Raw genomic sequence first — 17,532 nt, forward strand, 5'->3', positions numbered from 1 at the left:
TAGATATCACAAAGGGGAGCTGTATTAGCTGAGAAAGAGATTATCTCTAAACCCTCCGTACCTGTTTTAGTTATTTAAGCGAAGGAATTGTGCATATAAGGCATTTTCATGGTCTCTTTGTGATTTTTTATTGCAAGGAGGCTTTTTTATTGAGCGTTTTTTAGTCAACATCGCCAAACAAATTTTAAATTGAGGGAGAATATCAATGAATACAAATGTTAGGAAAATCACCTATTTAGCGATGATGATTGCCTTAGATGTCGTTTTATCACCAATTTTACGGATTGAGGGGATGGCACCAATGTCGAGTGTGATCAATATTTTGGCTGGTGTGTTAATGGGACCATTATATGCAACAATTATGGCAACGTGTTGTGGTATTATTCGAATGATGATGATGGGAATTCCGCCATTAGCATTGACTGGTGCAGTATTTGGTGCTTTATTAGCAGGTATTGGGGCAAGGTTAACTCATAATATTTACGGTTCAATTATCGGTGAAATAATTGGAACAGGAATTATCGGGTCATTAATGTCATATCCAGTAATGGTATTATTTACTGGAACAAAAACAGATTTATATTGGTTGTTGTATACACCGAGATTTTTGGGGGCAACTTTTATGGGTGCCATTGCCGCATGGTTAATTTGGCAACAGGCCAAGAAAATAACACTTTTTAAAGATATGATGCGCCTGTTTAATGGTAAAAAGGGGGCATGAAATTGACAGAAATCACAATACCTCTTAAAAAATCACCGCTCGTTCATTGTATTACGAATGCCATATCTGTTGAAACTGTTGCAAATGCATTACTCTATGTTGGTGCAAAACCAATTATGACAGAAGATGTGCGTGCTTTTGATGATTTAGCGAGTCAAACAGATGCTGTATTACTAAATCTTGGTAGTTTATCGCCTAATAAAGAAAAAAGCTTGTTAGCTGCTGGACAATTGGCTATGCAACAAAAACCATTTGTATTAGATGTTGTGGGAATTGCAAGTGCGACATCAGCTATGCAAATTGCACAAAAGTTAATGCTAATGCAGCCAACTGTTGTCCGTGGTAATATTTCTGAAATGCGCGCACTTTGTGGCTTAGCAACAAATAGCCGTGGTGTGGATGGCAGCATACTTGACCAGACAGATGAAGAAATAAGTCATTTGATTACAGCACTACAAGCTCGCTCGTCACAATTAACCTATGTTGCCACTGGCGTAAAGGACATCGTTGTTTCAAAAAATAACGTTTGGGTACTTTCAAATGGTGTGGATGAATTAGATCGTTTTACAGGATCTGGTGATACATTAGGTGGGTTGATTGCAGCTTTCTTGGGGACAGACATGCCAACAGAGATGGCGACGATCTGTGCCATTAGTTATTTAAATATTTCAGGTGAACAGGCAAAACGAAAAGCAAGAACTTCAGGAATTGCAGAATTTCGACAATTATTCTTGAATGAATTATCAGTATTGGGTAGTGATGATCCGCATTGGATCAACAAGATAAGAGGGGTAAAAAATGGCAAAAGAATTATATCTAGTGACAGCTCGATATGGAGAATCTAAGGCAGAATTCTTGAGTAAACTTGAAATAGCCTGTGCTAATGGGGTCACCTTGGTTCAGTTACGTGAAAAAGAGTTATCAACAAGAGCTTATTATGAATTAGCATTGCAGGTAAAACAAATAACTGATAAGTATCATCTACCATTAATTATTGATGATCGTATTGATATTTGCTTAGCGGTTGATGCAAGCGGAGTTCATATTGGTGATGATGAATTACCTGTTGACGTTGCACGTCAATTGATTGGTCCTGAACGTATGCTTGGTGTATCTGCAAAAACAGTCACACGTGCAGTTGAAGCCGCTGAAAATGGGGCAGATTATCTCGGCACTGGTGCAATTTTTCCAACACAAACCAAAGTTGTCACAAAACAAACATCAATACCAACTCTCAAGGCAATTACAGCAGCAGTTAAAATTCCTGTATTTGCTATTGGTGGGATTAAAGAGGATAAAATTGCAACTTTTAAGGACACTAACATTATTGGCGTTGCAGTGGTTAGTGAGATTATGCAGGCAACAAATATAGCAGAAAAAGTGCAGCATCTTAAACAAGCACTTGAAACATTATAATTTTCAAAAGACTGAGTCAATTATGAATTAGTACCCAGTCTTTTTTATATACTTAAAGTATTTGCTATTATAAAAATTTATTGATGATTAAATTAATTCGTGAAGCAACGCAAAGGAGGATATTAATGATTGTATTCAAAGATGTTATCAAAACCTATCAAGAAAAAGAAGTCGTTAATCACCTTGATTTAACCATTTTATCTGAAGATTTTTTTGTTTTGGTTGGTCCAAGTGGTAGTGGTAAAACAACGATTTTGAAAATGATTAATCGTTTAATTGAACCAACTAATGGTGATATCTATATAGATAATAAAAATGTTAATCAGATGGATATAAAAGAATTACGGCAAAATATTGGCTATGTTTTACAAAATATTGCACTATTTCCTAATCTGACCATTAGTCAAAATGCAGGTATCTTATTGGAATCTAAGGGAATAAAGCGTGAGCAACGGCAAATAATGGTCAACCAATTACTAGATAAAGTGGGATTACCACATGAACAATATGGTTCACGAATGCCAAGTGAATTGTCTGGTGGGGAACAGCAACGTGTGAGCATTGTACGTGCATTGATCACAAAACCTGAAATAATTTTAATGGATGAACCTTTTAGCGCACTTGATCCATTATCTCGTAAACAATTGCAAGATTTAATTTTGTCATTGTATCAAGAGTTTAAACCAACGATTGTTTTTGTTACCCATGATATGCAAGAGGCTTTACGCTTAGGGACAAAGATTGGTGTATTAGTTGATGGTCATTTGGAACAGGTTGGGACACCAAATGAAGTGATTCATAAACCAGCAAATCAAACAGTTGCTGCTTTATTTGATCATCAGCCAGTCGTTTTGATTAATGATTTAAAAAAAGCAGGTATTTTTCATGAGTTGCATGCAGTACAATCGACTGATGTCACACCCCAATTACGTGGCACGCAAACGATTCAAGAATTAGCAACCTGTTTACGAGTCCATCAACAGGTAATTATTGATCAGTCGTTTATGATAACTAGTGATGATTTGATGAAATATATTAGTGAACATTGAGGAGGGACGATATGTTAAATGAATTCGTTAATTTACTGATGACACAATCAAATGATATTATCGTTGCCTTACGAGAACACATCTTACTGTCATTAATTGCCATTCTAATTGCTACGATTATTGCTGTACCGTTAGCTGTTTCATTAATTAATCATCGACGCGCAGGGGAATTTGTATTACAAGTTGCGGGTGTTGTACAAACGATTCCTAGTTTGGCTGTTTTAGGTGCTTTAATTCCATTTGTGGGTATCGGTACTGTGCCAGCGATTATTGCATTAGTACTTTATGCAATTATGCCAATATTTCAAAATACGTACGCGGGCTTAACCGAAATTGATCCGAACTTAATTGAAGCAACTGAAGCATTTGGCTTTTCTCGTTGGTTTAAATTATTCAAAATACAATTACCATTGGCAATGCCGATGATTTTATCCGGATTACGCATTGCGATGGTGATGATCATTGGTACAGCAACATTAGCAGCACTAATTGGTGGTGGTGGCTTAGGAACATTTATTATGATTGGCATTCAAACGAATGACAATGCACAGCTTTTATTAGGTGCCATTTTATCAGCAGTACTAGCATTGGCCTTTTCGTGGGGCATTAAATTAATTGGGAAATTATCATTAAAGAAAATCGGTATTATTACAACTTTATTAATCGTCTTAGGTGGTGGCTATTTAGGTGGACAAGCGTTGATGCAACCCAAGGGTACGATCACAATCGCTGGTAAACTAGGTGGTGAACCAGAAATTTTAATTAATATGTATAAAGAGTTGATTGAAAACGATAATCCAAGATTAACGGTTAACTTGAAACCAAATTTTGGCGGGACAACATTTATTTATAAAGCGCTTAAATCAGGTGATATTGATATTTATCCCGAATTTACAGGGACAGTATTACAAACATTAGTTAAAGGACAACACGTTAGCCATCAACCAAAGCAAGCATTTAAAGATGCAAAACGAGCAATTAAGCAACAAGATAATTTAACATATCTTGCACCAATGAAATATCAAAATACGTATGCACTGGCTGTGCGACGATCAGACGCAAAACGTTATCATCTCAAAACAACGAGTGACTTGGCAAAGCGTGCACCGCAATTAACAGCGGGATTTGATCATGATTTTTATCAATTAAAAGATTCATTTCCAGGGTTGAAACAAACTTATCAGTTAAACTTTAAACGAGTTACTAGTATGTCATCAAGTTTGCGCTACAAAGCACTAGCGAATAAGCAGATAGACGTGACAGATGCTTATACGACGGATCCACAACTTAAAGCCTATCATTTTGTAACGTTAAAAGATGATAAAAAGTATTTTCCACCATTCCAAGGAGCACCTTTGATTAGAACAGCAATATTAACGAAATATCCGAAAATTAAAGCAAGTTTAAATCGTCTACGAAATAAAATTAGTAATCAAGATATGATTGAAATGAATTATCAAGTAACGGTTGAACATAAGCAAGCAGCAACAGTTGCTCATCAATATTTAGTAAAACATCACTTATTAAAGTAGTTGGCAAATTAATTATTAATTTAACATATTTGTGTTACATAAAACTGTTAGAATAGTATTACTATTCAAAAGGAGTGTTGGTATGTTTGAACATTGGGTGGTGATATTAGTAACCGGATTGTTTGTTATTAATACACTAGCGGCAATATTAACGGTGTTTAGAGATCGTTATCGTGATATAACGTCTATTTGGGCGTGGATGCTAGTTTTACTATTGTTTCCAATAGTAGGATTTTTAATATATTTTTTGTTTGGTCGTAAATTATCTGGCCATCATATTTTTAATATGCAAACACAACAAGTGCTTGGGGTTGATCAAATAGCAGCTAATCAACAAAAAGAGGTGCTATCAGTTGTCGACACAAATCATTATGTTGAAGAACAGGCATTTATACGATTATTTTTACAAAATGAGCAAGCAATCTTTACTAATCAAAACGAGGTTAGTATTTTTACAGATGGTCATGAAAAATTTAAGCAATTATTTGCAGATATTAAAGCAGCCAAACATCATGTGAATATTGAATATTACACGATTTATAACGACAAAATTGGTAATGAGTTAATAGATTTATTGACAGAGAAAGCAAAAGAAGGTGTTCGTATTCGGGTTATCTTTGATGCTTGGGGATCGGGTGGCAATAACGCCAGGTTATACAAACGACTCCGGGCTGCTGGTGGTCAAGTGGAAGCGTTTTTAATGCCTAGGTGGCATTTGATATCATTACACGTTAATAATCATGATCACCGTAAGTTAGTGATCATTGATGGCAATATTGGTTACATTGGTGGTTTTAATGTTGGTGATCAGTATTTAGGTCGATTGGCAAAGTTTGGTTACTGGCGCGATACGCATCTTCGGGTGGTTGGCGATGGCGTTTTGGCAATGCAAAGTCGCTTCTTTACAGATTGGAATGCAACAACCAGACATGAAAAACTAAAATTTAGTGATGATTATTTTCCATCAAATAATGTTAGTGGGGATGTAGCGATGCAAATCGTTTCTTCAGGCCCAGATGCTGATACGAAACAAATTTATCAAGGATATTTACGTATGATTTCAATGGCCCATGAAAGTATTACGATTCAATCACCTTATTTTATTCCTAATCAGGCAATTATGGATGCCATTGAAGTGGCTGCTCGATCAGGTGTACGTGTCCGCGTGATGATTCCATCAAAGCCAGATCATATGTTTGTTTATCGGGCAACGGAATACTATGCAAGTGTCTTAGTTAATGAAGGCGTGGAAGTGTATGCTTATGATAATGGCTTCTTACATGCGAAGACGATTGTTATTGATGATAAAATCGTTTCAGTTGGTAGTGCCAATATGGATATTCGCTCATTTTCTTTGAATTTTGAAGTGAATGCTTTCCTCTATAGTAGGCATTTAGCGCAAGAAATGAATGCGATCTTTGAAAAAGATTTGGCAGTATCAACGTTGCTAACACCGAAATATTTTGCACAACAATCTGCTTGGCGACGTTTTAAGCAATTTTTCTCAAGATTATTAACACCAATTTTGTAAAAAAAGTGATAATAGGCTTTTATTTTTTGAAACACGTTTAAAGGCGTCAATCTATCAACTTCAAATTGTGAGGTTGATAGATTGACGCCTTTTCAGCTAGTCATGACGATTGATGTCCCAATTTTTTAATAGCTATTAATATTTTTATTCACGCAATTTAAGCTGGCTGGTTCAAGTTATTTTTACGGCTAAAGAAACTAACAAGTAAGAAGAAAATACCTAATAAATCAGTATAAACACCAAGAATAACTTGCATATCATGCGTTGAATAGCCTGTAAATAAGACTAAGAATAGGCCAAGACAAAGGCCGATTGCGCCGATGATCAATCCAACAAGGCGTTGCCAACCGATCAGTAGTTCAGGTACCCAAGTTTGGGCTAAATTACTAGTAGCATTAAATAAGATCCAAAAACCAAAGACTAAGCCAATGAAATCTTTTGCAACGTCTTGCCTAAATAGCAAAACCAGACCCATCACAGTACTTAGTAAAGCACTCATTAAATGTGAACCACGTAAATAAGTACTGTGACCAAATAACATTATATCGATCAATGCAATAAAGATAGAGAAGAGTCCAAAAAGAATCGACACAGCTAACAGCCATTCTGGATTGAAAACAAAAGCAAAAATACCTAAAATAATTGAAATAACACCAGCTGTTGCTAGTAATTTACGTACAAAATATGAAATCACTGGTTTTTGAGGATGTTGCGGATCGTCAGAGCGTCTCTGTTTCACTTCTTCACGACTTGCTTCAGGTTGAATTTCTGGTAAATTGGTCATATCAATGCCCCCTTGTTTAAATGGTAATGTTTAATTTGAGTGTAATTGAAAATAGCGTAAAATACAATTGAAGTCTAATTTAAAATAAAAAATATTAATTATTTATAATGAAAGGAACTTAAATGATGTTAGCAATTATCATTGTGCTTATTTTAGTCATCGCATTTGGATATACACAGTATCGGCAAAAACAATTTAACAAAACGGTAGATAAAAAAGCAAAAGCCTTAATAGATAAACGAAAGCATCAGAATGATAATTAGGATACTATCAAGATAATCAGAATACTTGTATAATAATAGAGACAGAAAATTACAAGAATAGGAGCGCAAAGATGAATATAGAAGAAATGCAGGCGCGCCAAAGTCATATCCGAAATTTTAGTATTGTTGCCCATATTGATCATGGTAAATCAACAATCTCAGATCGTATTTTAGAAGCAACACATACAGTAACGGAACGAGAAATGCAAGACCAGTTGTTAGATACAATGGATCTTGAACGTGAACGTGGTATTACGATTAAAATGAATGCGGTAGAGGTGCACTATCAAGCAAATGATGGTGAGACTTACATATTCCATTTAGTTGATACACCTGGGCATGTGGATTTTTCTTATGAAGTTTCACGATCTTTGGCTGCTGCTGATGGTGCCATTTTGGTTGTTGATGCTGCCCAAGGTGTTGAAGCTCAAACTTTGGCCAACGTTTATTTAGCCATTGAAAATGATTTAGAGATTCTACCAGTTATCAATAAAATTGATTTACCAGCTGCTGATCCTGAGGCGGTACGGACAGAAATTGAAGATGTCATTGGTATTGATGCTTCAGATGCTGTCTTGGCCTCGGCAAAAAAAGGGATTGGGATTCCAGAACTATTAGAAAAAATTGTGACCAATATTCCAGCACCAGAAGGCGATCTGAAAGCACCTTTGCAAGCACTCATTTTTGATTCAGCCTATGATTCATATAAAGGTGTTATTCTGACAGTACGTGTAAAAACAGGTATTTTGCGTCCTGGTGATAAGATCAAATTTATGAATTCAGGTGCTCAATATGAGGTGACGGAGGTTGGTGTTAATTCACCATCGCCTATTAAACGTGATTTTTTAATGGCTGGTGATATTGGTTATGTGGCAGCGTCAATCAAGAATATTCGTGATGCTCGGCCAGGGGATACAATTACTCATGTGAAGCAACCAGCTACCGAACCATTGCCTGGCTATCAGCCAATGACACCAATGGTTTATTCAGGATTATATCCGACTGATAATGCAAAATATAATGATTTGCGGGACGCATTGGAAAAGTTACAATTAAATGATGCTTCCTTAGAGTTTGAACCTGAAACATCACAAGCATTAGGTTTTGGTTTTCGTACTGGCTTTTTAGGGTTGTTACATATGGACGTTATCCAAGAACGTTTAGAACGTGAATTTGATTTAGATTTGATCACGACTGCGCCATCAGTAACGTATCATGCCTATACAACTGATGGTGAAATGGTAGAGGTTGCGAATCCGTCAGAGTTGCCAGATGTTTCAGAAATTAAAACGATTGAAGAACCATTTGTTCATGCGCAAATTATGGTACCTAATGATTATGTTGGTGCAGTCATGGAATTAGCGCAGTCAAAACGTGGTGAATTTGATACCATGGATTATCTAGACGCAAATCGTGTTAACGTAAAATATTATATGCCCCTATCTGAAATCATTTTTGATTTCTTTGATAAATTGAAGTCAAGTACGCGAGGATATGCTTCCTTAGATTATGAAGTTTCTGGTTATCGGCAATCTGATTTGGTTAAGATTGATATCTTGTTGAATGGTGATAAGGTTGATGCTTTAAGTTTCATTGTGCACAAGGACTTTGCACAAGAACGGTCACGTGTGATTACAAAGAAGCTAAAAGAAATTGTTCCACGTCGTAATTTTGAAATTCCTGTGCAAGCGGCAGTGGGATCGAAGATTGTCGCACGTTCAACTATCAAAGCTTATCGTAAAGATGTTACATCACGTATCCATACAGGTGATCCAGACCGTCGCGCAAAATTGTTGGATAAGCAAAAGCGTGGTAAGAAACGCATGAAGGCGGTGGGAACTGTTGAAGTGCCACAAGAAGCATTTATGGCGGTCTTAAAAGCAGATGAAGAATAATTCGTTATTATTTTTGGGTAAAGCCTATCATTTTGCCACGATTTATGTTAGTATATTACAGTTAAATAAACTGACTCTGGTTTTTATAAAATCAGGGCGATAAGGAGAAAATAATGAAGGCTGATATTCATCCAGATTACCACCAAGTGGTTTTCGTTGATTCAACTACTGGTTACAAGTTCTTGTCAGGTTCTACTCGTACTTCTGATGAGACTATCGAATTTGAAGGTGCTACTTACCCAATGATTCGTGTTGAAATTACTTCAGATTCACACCCATTCTACACTGGTAAGCAAAAGTTTACGACTGCAGATGGTGCTGTTGATAAGTTTAACAAAAAATATGGACTTGCTTAATCACAAGTTCTTACAAAAGCTGTCGCATGGGCATTTGTTGCTATGCAACAGCTTTTTTTGTACTGTTTAATTGTTTGAATTCTAACGATTGAATTATCAGTTTTTCATAGCGCTTCTTTCGTTATAGTCGTAAAAATGAACTTATTTTTTAGTAAAGTATGATTGCTTATTGACAGCATCATGAAGTATGCGTAGAATATCGACTATTGGTAGGACACGCCATTGTATGACAGAGAAGCTACGGTTGCTGTGAGTAGCGCAGGTGGGGTGACTGAACTATTAAAAAATAAATGAATAAATTAAAGTGAGTTAGCCGATAAGGTACTAACTAATTTTTGGGTGGTACCGCGGAAAATTTTCGTCCCAGTGATAAATCAACTGATTTATCACTGGGACTTTTTTAATATTGGAAGGAGACGTCTTGGGGTATTAAAACATACAGGTCATATAGGAGGTCTGAATCGTTATCGCCTTTATAAAAATTGAAAACAGCTATTTTTAATAATATAAAGGAGAAATTAGACATGATTAAACCAATGACTTTCAAACAGAGTATCGTGATATTAATGATACTAATGATTATTTTTAGTGTTAGTATTTTAGGGTTTGGTTTATCGCCAAACGTTCCACTGGTGATGAGTATTCTGGTTATGGTGGTATACGCCAGAATAAGGAAAACGGACTGGCAAACAATACAATCACAGTTATTAAGTGGTATCGAAAAAGCCTTAGCACCATTGTTTTTGTTTCTATTAATCGGGATGTTGATTGGCTTGTGGATGGGTACCAATACAATACCATCATTATTATGGCTTGGTTTAAAATTAGCAAATGTTAATTGGTTTTTGCCTAGTGCGCTATTAATTATGGCGTTGATGGGGACGATGATTGGTTCAGCATTTACCACGTTAGCAACAGTTGGTGTTGCATTAATGGGTGTAGGAACAGCCATTGGCTTTGAACCAGGAATCGTTGCTGGCGCTATCTTATCTGGTGCCATTTTTGGTGATAAAAGCTCACCACTATCAGATTCAACGAATTTAGCCTCATCGATTGCAGGTACTGATTTATTTGCACATATTAAAAACTTGATGTGGACAACGATACCGTCATTGTTAGGTTCATTATTGATTTTTACGATATTAAATCAGCAACAAACAACAACTGTACAAGTGGATCAATTACAGAACTTAGCAAAATTATTATCACCAACATGGTGGGCAATTTTACCAATTGGTTTGTTGTTTATCATGGCATGGCGTCACATACCTGCAATACCAACATTATTGATTAATATTGCTATAACCGGTAGCATGTTTATGATAAATCATTCACCAGCACAAATAGCTGACGTGATTATGAATGGTTCAAAAACAACGATTAAAAATGACTTACTTGCATCTTTATTGAATCGTGGGGGGATGTTGTCTATGATGCCAACGGTTATTATAATAATGTTAGCCTTGGCACTTGGTGGATTACTAACATCACAGGGCGTATTAAAAGCTGTTATGGTACCATTAGTAAGCAGAATTAAAACACATGCTGGCCTAGTGACAGGAACATTAATGACGGGGATAATAGCGAACTTTTTAATTGGAGAACAATATTTAGCAACGATTTTACCGGGTCAATTATGGCGAGAAAGTTTTCAACGTTTAAAAGTTAATCCATTAACATTGGGCAGAACATTAGAAGACTCGGGGACAGTGATTAATTATTTGGTACCTTGGGGTGTTGCGGGTAGTTTTGCAGCACAAACGTTAGGTGTTTCTGTGATTTCATTTGCACCGTTTACCTTTTTTGCTTTATTGTCACCAATTTGTTCATTGATTAGTGCGTGGACAGGTATTGGTCAAGTTAATTCTGATGAATAGCTTGCCAAGCTAATTGATGTGCACCGTGATTTTGCTTTTCTGGAATCCATGTTGCGATAAGCAGTTGGTATTGATCTTGATAATTTAATAATTGCGTTAGCTGTGTGCTGAAATGTTTGGCATAGCGTTTGTGAATACTATCAATGACAATTTTAGAATCGGCGTAGTACATGATTGTATCAGTTGGCTGTGCTATATCAGCTAATACTTGAAATCCCCAAATAGCAGCAGCAAATTCGGCAGTATGATTCGACATATTACCAAGGTAATGATATTTTTGTACTTGTTTACCATCATATAAAATGACTAAACCGGCACCACTATCACCAGGATTGCCTTTGCTAGTGGCGTCTGTATAAATTTTGATTAACATGACAAGTACCTCCAATTTCATTATACTAAAAGGATAAATAGATTCTCAGATGTTTTGCCGATAAGGTTAACAAAATTGGCAAATCAGAAAGGATAGAGGAATGAAGGGATATTACCAACCGGCTGGTTTATTGGGCTGGGTCAATTGGCTTTGGATTTTAATGATTGCGATGTTTGGTCTAATAATGCAATTAGAAGTAACCCATTTAAATGTCTGGACATACGGTGCAGCGGTCATATTCATCATAGTTGCATTACTGACTTATTTCAGACGGCACGCGGCCGTAACAAGCGATGCGTTGTGGATCATGCCAATGTTTGGTGTGCATACAGATAAAATTCATTTTGTTAAAATGTCACACGTTCAATTTACAAAACGAACAGTGTTATTTAGTTATGATGGTGAAAGTTATCATTATTGGATAAATCGACGCTTATTAAACTACTTAAAAGAAGAAATTAAAGGAAAAACAAATGACTGAGGAATCACTAACTATTGTAGACCAGGCAGGCCGTTTGGATAAAGTCATCGCAGAGTCATTGACCGATTATACACGTACACAAATTTCAAAGTGGATTGATGATGGCATTGTCACAGTAAATGGGCATACCAAAAAAGCTAAATATAAAGTGCAAACAGGGGATGTTGTGAAATTTACAGTCCCTGAACCGGTTGTTTTGGATGTCAAACCAGAAAACATCTCGTTAGATATTATTTATGAAGATGATGATTTATTGGTTGTGAATAAACCACAAGGAATGGTGGTCCATCCTGCTGCGGGACATCCGACTGGTACGTTAGTGAATGCTTTAATGTATCATACAAAATTATCAACGATTAATGGGGTGATTCGACCTGGAATCGTTCATCGTATTGATAAAGACACATCAGGATTATTAATGGTCGCAAAAAATGATAAAGCCCATGAAGCGCTATCTGCTGATTTAAAAGCCAAGAAAAACCTGAGACAATATTATGCTTTGGTTCATGGTGAATTTACCGAAAAGAAAGGGACCATCACTGCACCGCTAGGACGCTCGAAGACCGATCGCAAGAAACAAGCGGTAGTTGCAGGTGGACGTGAGGCGATAACTCATTTTGAAGTCGTTAAACGATATGTGGGTTATACTTTATTACGCGTCACATTAGAGACAGGACGTACGCATCAAATTCGTGTTCATATGGCCTATATTGGCCATCCAGTTGCTGGTGATCCATTGTATGGTCCGAAAAAAACATTACCTGGTCATGGTCAGTTCTTACATGCAGCAACATTGGGTTTGACACAACCAACTACTCAGGCAGAAATGCGGTTTGAAGCGCCACTACCTGATTACTTTGTCAAAACATTAGCAACATTGCAACCATATGCAACTGAGAGTAATTGAAAGTACGCAAAGTAGCTAGAACATGCTAAAATAGTTTTAGGTAGAAGAATATAAATAATAATAGCTTTCTTAAAGTAATTCTGTGAAGTTACTAGGAGGTAACGTGAGAAAATAAACCAACAGAGACGTTATCTTTCCTTTTTTGAGGAGGATGATGTCTCTTTTATTGTCAATTATTGTAGATTAACGAGAGAAAAGGGAAAAATTATGTCTAAAGAAATTGTTGATAGTATGGCGATGCAACGTGCACTAACAAGAATTACCTATGAAATCATTGAAAAAAATAAAGGCGTAACAAATCTTGTCATTGTTGGCATTAAAACGCGTGGCGTGTTCATTGGGCAACGTATTGCTGATCGACTACAACAATTAGAAGGCGCAACTATTCCAGTGATACCACTGGATATTACCCATTATCGTGACGATGATACGCAAACTACTGGGGAAAAATCATCATTTAATGTTGATATCGATAATAAACGGATCATTTTAGTTGATGATGTTTTATTCACAGGCCGCACGATTCGTGCGGCATTAGATGCCATTATGGACAATGGACGCCCAGCAGCCGTTAACTTGGCTGTTTTAGTGGATCGTGGTCATCGTGAATTACCAATTCGCGCAGACTTTGTGGGTAAGAATATTCCAACAGCAACTTCTGAAAAAATTCATGTAAAAATGAAAGAATTTGACGGTATGGATGGCATTGAAATTCGTTAGTTTTTCTACCGTTAGACGGGAAGGAGGGATCGTTTAACGATTCTGTTAAACGAATTCAACGTCATGACAACACGCTATTTAATTTTACAAGACGGTACAGTGTATGCAGGTGAAGCTTTTGGGGCGCCCGCAACCACATTTGGTGAATTAGTATTTAATACTGCCATGACTGGGTACCAAGAAATTATTACAAATCCTATTTATTATAATCAAATTATTATGTTTACGACGCCAACAATTGGTGCTGCAGGCATTAATCATTATGCAGATGAAGCAATCGTGCCAGTTGTGAAGGGCGTGGTTGTTCGTGAAATTGCAGAGATTTCGACGAATCGCTTACAAGCGCTTAGTTTAAATGATTATTTAAAACGGCATAACGTCCCTGGTATTTCACAAATTGATACACGTGCATTAACACGACATTTACGTGAAACAGGGATTCAAAAAGCATCGATTGTTGATCAACCTGATGATCATGCATTTGATCAACTCAGAGCAATGGTATTGACCAATCAACAAATTGCCCAAATTTCAACACCTAAAGCATATGCTAATCCAGGTCGTGGCGCCAATGTGGTCGTATTGGATTTTGGATTGAAAAGTGGCATTTTGCGGATGTTGAGTGATTTTGATGCAAATGTGACAGTATTGCCTTATTCAGCAACGATTGACGAAGTGACAAATTTGGATCCAGATGGAATCGTCATTTCATCAGGTCCAGGTGATCCGAATCAAGTACCGGATACGGCACTTGAAATTATTAGACAATTTGAAAAAAGTGTCCCGTTATTTGGAATTGGACTGGGACATGAATTGTTTGCCATGGCAAATGGTGCTAAGGTGACAGAATTGGCCTCAGCACATCATGGGATGAACCATCCTATTCGCGAGCAAATTACCAAGGATATTATTTTTGCAACGCAGGGACAGGCTTACTATGTTGATTATGAATCAATCAAAGAGACACCGTTATTTGTGACTCATGTTGATATTACAGATAATCAAATTCAAGGATTACGTCATCGTGACTATCCAGCATTTAGTGTGCAATTTTTTCCAGACGCGGCACCAGGTCCACTAGAAGAAACGCAAGCGTTTACTGAATTTATGGAAATGGTGATGGCACGCCGAGGAGGAGGTACGTTATGGCAGAACGAGTCTTAATTATTGGTGGTTCAGCCAATGATTTTGGTCGAGAAACAGAAGGTGATGTTGCGGCATACCAAGTTGTTGATGTGCTAAAAAAGTATGGTCATGAAGTTGTTATTGTTGATGATAATCCGTATGCTTTTACAAGTGCTCGTCACGATGTCCAAGTAATTGAAAAGGCACTGACGGTCGATAACCTGATTCAAATTATTAATGATGAACATATTACGGCTATGGTTGCATCCGTTGGTGGTTCGACAGCAACACGATTAGGAGCTGATATCCTCAAATTAATGGGTAATGGTGCGCCAACGGTACTGGGATTGTCATTACCAGTGATGCAGGCAACGCAAAATACAAAAAATTTGCACGAACGACTAACGCAACTGAATATTCCAACAGTACAATCACGTTTAGCAGGTAATGTGCATGAAGTGTTTGATGCGGTACGCGAATTTGGATTACCGGTAGTTATTCGTCCAGTGGCACCCATGGGTCAAACGTTGCGTTTACAAGTGGAAGATACGAACGACTTAGAAAATGCCGCTGAAACAGCATTGAATCGTTCAATTACACATCAAGTTAATATTGATAAAAGTATTCGTGGCTATCAAGAAATTTCAATGTTGGTGATTAGAGATAAACGAGACACGACGATCTTAATAGGTGGTGTTGAGGATATGGATCCTGTGGGCATTCATTCTGCAGATTCAATTGCGATTACACCAATTCAGACACTTCCTGATCCGGTATATCAAAAATTACGGTCAGCGGCCTTTAAAGTCATTCGTGGTTTCGATGTGGTCGGTTTACTAGAAGTTAGATTTGCAGTGGATCCAAAGAATAATGACTATGTGATTACACGTGTAACCCCTTATTTTGATCGTACAGCTGCGTTGTTAGTAGCCGCAACAGGTTACCCTTTGGTACCCGTTGTTATCAGATTAATGTTGGGTGAAAATCTAGAAGATGTACAAACACCAGTCATTGGTGCTAATCATACGGCCTTATTGGAACCAACAATGGATCATATTGTGATTCGTTTTCCAATCTTTTCGTTTGGTGATTTTGAATCAAATGGGGTTAAAACAGAACATCGGCTAAATACTGTTCAAAAGTCTGTGGGGGCAACCATTGGTGTTGGGCGAAGTGTCGAGGAAGCACTTGAAAAAGCGATTCGTGCCGCGCATTTTAATAATCGTAATTTTTCACCAACTGTTATGAATGCTTTGACAGAAAATGAAATCATTGAACAATTGATTCATCCGCGAGATAATCGTATTTTTGTACTTTTGGAAGCACTAAGGCGTGGTTATACAGTAGATGAATTAGCAGAGTTGACCAAAATCAATGCTTTTTATTTTTATAAACTTGCACAAATTAATAAGTTAGAAGGCACCGTAAAAAAGAATGCTTGGCAAACTGATGTTTTAAGATTAGCAAAGTATTATGGTTTATCAGATGGATTGATTGCCCGTTTATGGGATGCACAATATGAAGAAGTTCGCCGTTATCGTTGGGATAACGGGATTTTGCCGACATACAAGGCATTTGAACCGTCTGCCGGTGAATTTGAAGAAGCTGCGAATCAATATTATTCAACATTTGAATCTGAAAATGAAAGTACTCGCCTTGGCAAGCAGTCGGCATTGGTGATTGGATCAGGCGGGTTCCGTTTGGGTGATGGGGCTGCCGCATCATATGTGATGGCCATGGTTGTGCAAGAATTGCAAAGTCAAGGTATTCAGACTGTTTTAATGAATAATAGCCCAACTGACTTGATGTTTATGGCGCAATTAGGAAATAAAAAGTATTATGAGCCTTTGGAAATTTCTGATGTGATGAATGTTATTGAAATTGAACAGCCGACACAAGTATTTGTGCCTGGTAATCGTATTAAACTAATCAATAGTTTGCGTCGCAATGGAATCAATGTACAAGTAATTGCCAAAGAAAAATACTTACCAAGTAGTAAAACTGATGACTTACCACATACGATTTTGAATTACTTTTATGATGGGCAAACGATTTATTTAATTGGCATGAGTTATCAAAGTAATGAGGGCATCATTTTGGATCAAACGATGATGTCTGAAGAACTTTGGGAAAGATTGCCACGACCACAGATGAATTCTGAAACACCAGGATTGTACCAAATGATTATTAATCAATTACCGAGTCGTGATGAAAATCCAGCGATGATTGTTCGACCAATGCCTTTTACAATGATTGCGTTTTTAGATAAGGTGACAGGGATTGATTGGTTACGATTAGTCGTACGATATATGTTAAATCGGCAAACATATGCTGAGCAGCAGTTTTTAGCACAGTTGCGCAGCTTAAAGTGGCGAGTGCCCAAAGCAGAATTAGTGTACTGGGATGCTGATTTTATTGAACATATGGAAATTGATGAGGTATTGGATAATGGGCGTTATGCAATTGGGGCGACTTACCATATAATTTAAGTATCAATTGTGT

17 protein-coding genes and 1 riboswitch are annotated in these 17,532 nt (G+C 37.1%); of the genes, 15 read left to right on the forward strand and 2 right to left on the reverse strand.

Annotated features, from left to right (window positions below):
• Window positions 1–2 precede the first annotated feature (2 nt).
• A riboswitch (TPP riboswitch) is annotated at window positions 3–104 on the forward strand.
• A 101-nt stretch (window positions 105–205) separates the two neighbouring features.
• From thiW to cls, 6 genes are all read left to right on the forward strand, one after another.
• Window positions 206–721 carry an energy coupling factor transporter S component ThiW gene (gene thiW / locus AC3B5D_RS01190; protein WP_489839921.1) on the forward strand — a complete coding sequence of 172 codons (516 nt, stop codon included), beginning with the start codon at window positions 206–208 and terminating at the stop codon, window positions 719–721.
• Window positions 718–1,566 (forward strand): hydroxyethylthiazole kinase, encoded by an 849-nt coding sequence (thiM, locus tag AC3B5D_RS01195; protein WP_489839920.1) that lies wholly within the window; start codon window positions 718–720, stop codon window positions 1,564–1,566. Before thiW ends, thiM begins: the two co-directional genes overlap by 4 nt.
• Window positions 1,520–2,137, forward strand: a complete 618-nt coding sequence (thiE, locus tag AC3B5D_RS01200; RefSeq protein WP_489839919.1) for a thiamine phosphate synthase — start codon at window positions 1,520–1,522, stop codon at window positions 2,135–2,137. Before thiM ends, thiE begins: the two co-directional genes overlap by 47 nt.
• Before the next feature lie 125 nt (window positions 2,138–2,262).
• On the forward strand, window positions 2,263–3,186 hold the full coding sequence (locus AC3B5D_RS01205; protein ID WP_489839918.1) for an ATP-binding cassette domain-containing protein: 924 nt from the start codon (window positions 2,263–2,265) through the stop codon (window positions 3,184–3,186).
• Window positions 3,187–3,197: 11 nt separating this feature from the next.
• Complete coding sequence (locus tag AC3B5D_RS01210) at window positions 3,198–4,718, forward strand: ABC transporter permease/substrate-binding protein (RefSeq protein WP_489839917.1); 1,521 nt, start codon at window positions 3,198–3,200, stop codon at window positions 4,716–4,718.
• An 82-nt stretch (window positions 4,719–4,800) separates the two neighbouring features.
• Window positions 4,801–6,249: a cardiolipin synthase gene (gene cls / locus AC3B5D_RS01215; protein ID WP_489839916.1), complete on the forward strand. Its 1,449-nt coding sequence runs from the start codon at window positions 4,801–4,803 to the stop codon at window positions 6,247–6,249.
• 157 nt (window positions 6,250–6,406) lie between these two features.
• Here the strand turns inward: cls and AC3B5D_RS01220 are convergent, their stop codons facing one another.
• Complete coding sequence (locus AC3B5D_RS01220; RefSeq protein WP_489839915.1) at window positions 6,407–7,033, reverse strand: HdeD family acid-resistance protein; 627 nt, start codon at window positions 7,031–7,033, stop codon at window positions 6,407–6,409.
• Window positions 7,034–7,155: 122 nt separating this feature from the next.
• Between AC3B5D_RS01220 and AC3B5D_RS01225 the strand changes: the two genes are divergently transcribed.
• The 4 genes from AC3B5D_RS01225 to AC3B5D_RS01240 all read left to right on the forward strand — a co-directional run bounded on the left by AC3B5D_RS01225 (window position 7,156) and on the right by AC3B5D_RS01240 (window position 11,424).
• The gene (locus AC3B5D_RS01225) at window positions 7,156–7,296 is read left to right on the forward strand and encodes a hypothetical protein (RefSeq protein WP_489839914.1); all 141 of its coding nucleotides are present in this window, start codon (window positions 7,156–7,158) and stop codon (window positions 7,294–7,296) included.
• A 71-nt stretch (window positions 7,297–7,367) separates the two neighbouring features.
• Window positions 7,368–9,191 carry a translation elongation factor 4 gene (gene lepA, locus AC3B5D_RS01230; RefSeq protein WP_489839913.1) on the forward strand — a complete coding sequence of 608 codons (1,824 nt, stop codon included), beginning with the start codon at window positions 7,368–7,370 and terminating at the stop codon, window positions 9,189–9,191.
• Between the two features lie 113 nt (window positions 9,192–9,304).
• Complete coding sequence (locus AC3B5D_RS01235) at window positions 9,305–9,547, forward strand: type B 50S ribosomal protein L31 (RefSeq protein ID WP_092462411.1); 243 nt, start codon at window positions 9,305–9,307, stop codon at window positions 9,545–9,547.
• A gap of 524 nt (window positions 9,548–10,071) precedes the next feature.
• Complete coding sequence (locus tag AC3B5D_RS01240; RefSeq protein WP_489839912.1) at window positions 10,072–11,424, forward strand: Na+/H+ antiporter NhaC family protein; 1,353 nt, start codon at window positions 10,072–10,074, stop codon at window positions 11,422–11,424.
• Here the strand turns inward: AC3B5D_RS01240 and AC3B5D_RS01245 are convergent.
• Window positions 11,408–11,797 (reverse strand): ribonuclease HI family protein, encoded by a 390-nt coding sequence (locus AC3B5D_RS01245; RefSeq protein WP_489839911.1) that lies wholly within the window; start codon window positions 11,795–11,797, stop codon window positions 11,408–11,410. The genes AC3B5D_RS01240 and AC3B5D_RS01245 overlap by 17 nt on opposite strands.
• A gap of 100 nt (window positions 11,798–11,897) precedes the next feature.
• On the opposite strand from AC3B5D_RS01245, the gene AC3B5D_RS01250 reads away from it, so the two are divergent.
• The 5 genes from AC3B5D_RS01250 to AC3B5D_RS01270 all read left to right on the forward strand — a co-directional run bounded on the left by AC3B5D_RS01250 (window position 11,898) and on the right by AC3B5D_RS01270 (window position 17,519).
• Window positions 11,898–12,278, forward strand: a complete 381-nt coding sequence (locus AC3B5D_RS01250) for an EbsA family protein (RefSeq protein ID WP_489839910.1) — start codon at window positions 11,898–11,900, stop codon at window positions 12,276–12,278.
• Window positions 12,271–13,185, forward strand: coding sequence for an RluA family pseudouridine synthase (locus AC3B5D_RS01255; RefSeq protein ID WP_489839909.1), 915 nt, complete (start codon window positions 12,271–12,273; stop codon window positions 13,183–13,185). Before AC3B5D_RS01250 ends, AC3B5D_RS01255 begins: the two co-directional genes overlap by 8 nt.
• A gap of 207 nt (window positions 13,186–13,392) precedes the next feature.
• On the forward strand, window positions 13,393–13,905 hold the full coding sequence (gene pyrR, locus AC3B5D_RS01260) for a bifunctional pyr operon transcriptional regulator/uracil phosphoribosyltransferase PyrR (RefSeq protein ID WP_489839908.1): 513 nt from the start codon (window positions 13,393–13,395) through the stop codon (window positions 13,903–13,905).
• Window positions 13,906–13,968: 63 nt separating this feature from the next.
• Window positions 13,969–15,069: a carbamoyl phosphate synthase small subunit gene (locus AC3B5D_RS01265; RefSeq protein WP_489839907.1), complete on the forward strand. Its 1,101-nt coding sequence runs from the start codon at window positions 13,969–13,971 to the stop codon at window positions 15,067–15,069.
• Window positions 15,051–17,519: an ATP-binding protein gene (locus tag AC3B5D_RS01270; protein WP_489839906.1), complete on the forward strand. Its 2,469-nt coding sequence runs from the start codon at window positions 15,051–15,053 to the stop codon at window positions 17,517–17,519. Before AC3B5D_RS01265 ends, AC3B5D_RS01270 begins: the two co-directional genes overlap by 19 nt.
• Window positions 17,520–17,532 lie beyond the last annotated feature (13 nt).

The organism is Weissella sp. ESL1177 (assembly GCF_058107185.1).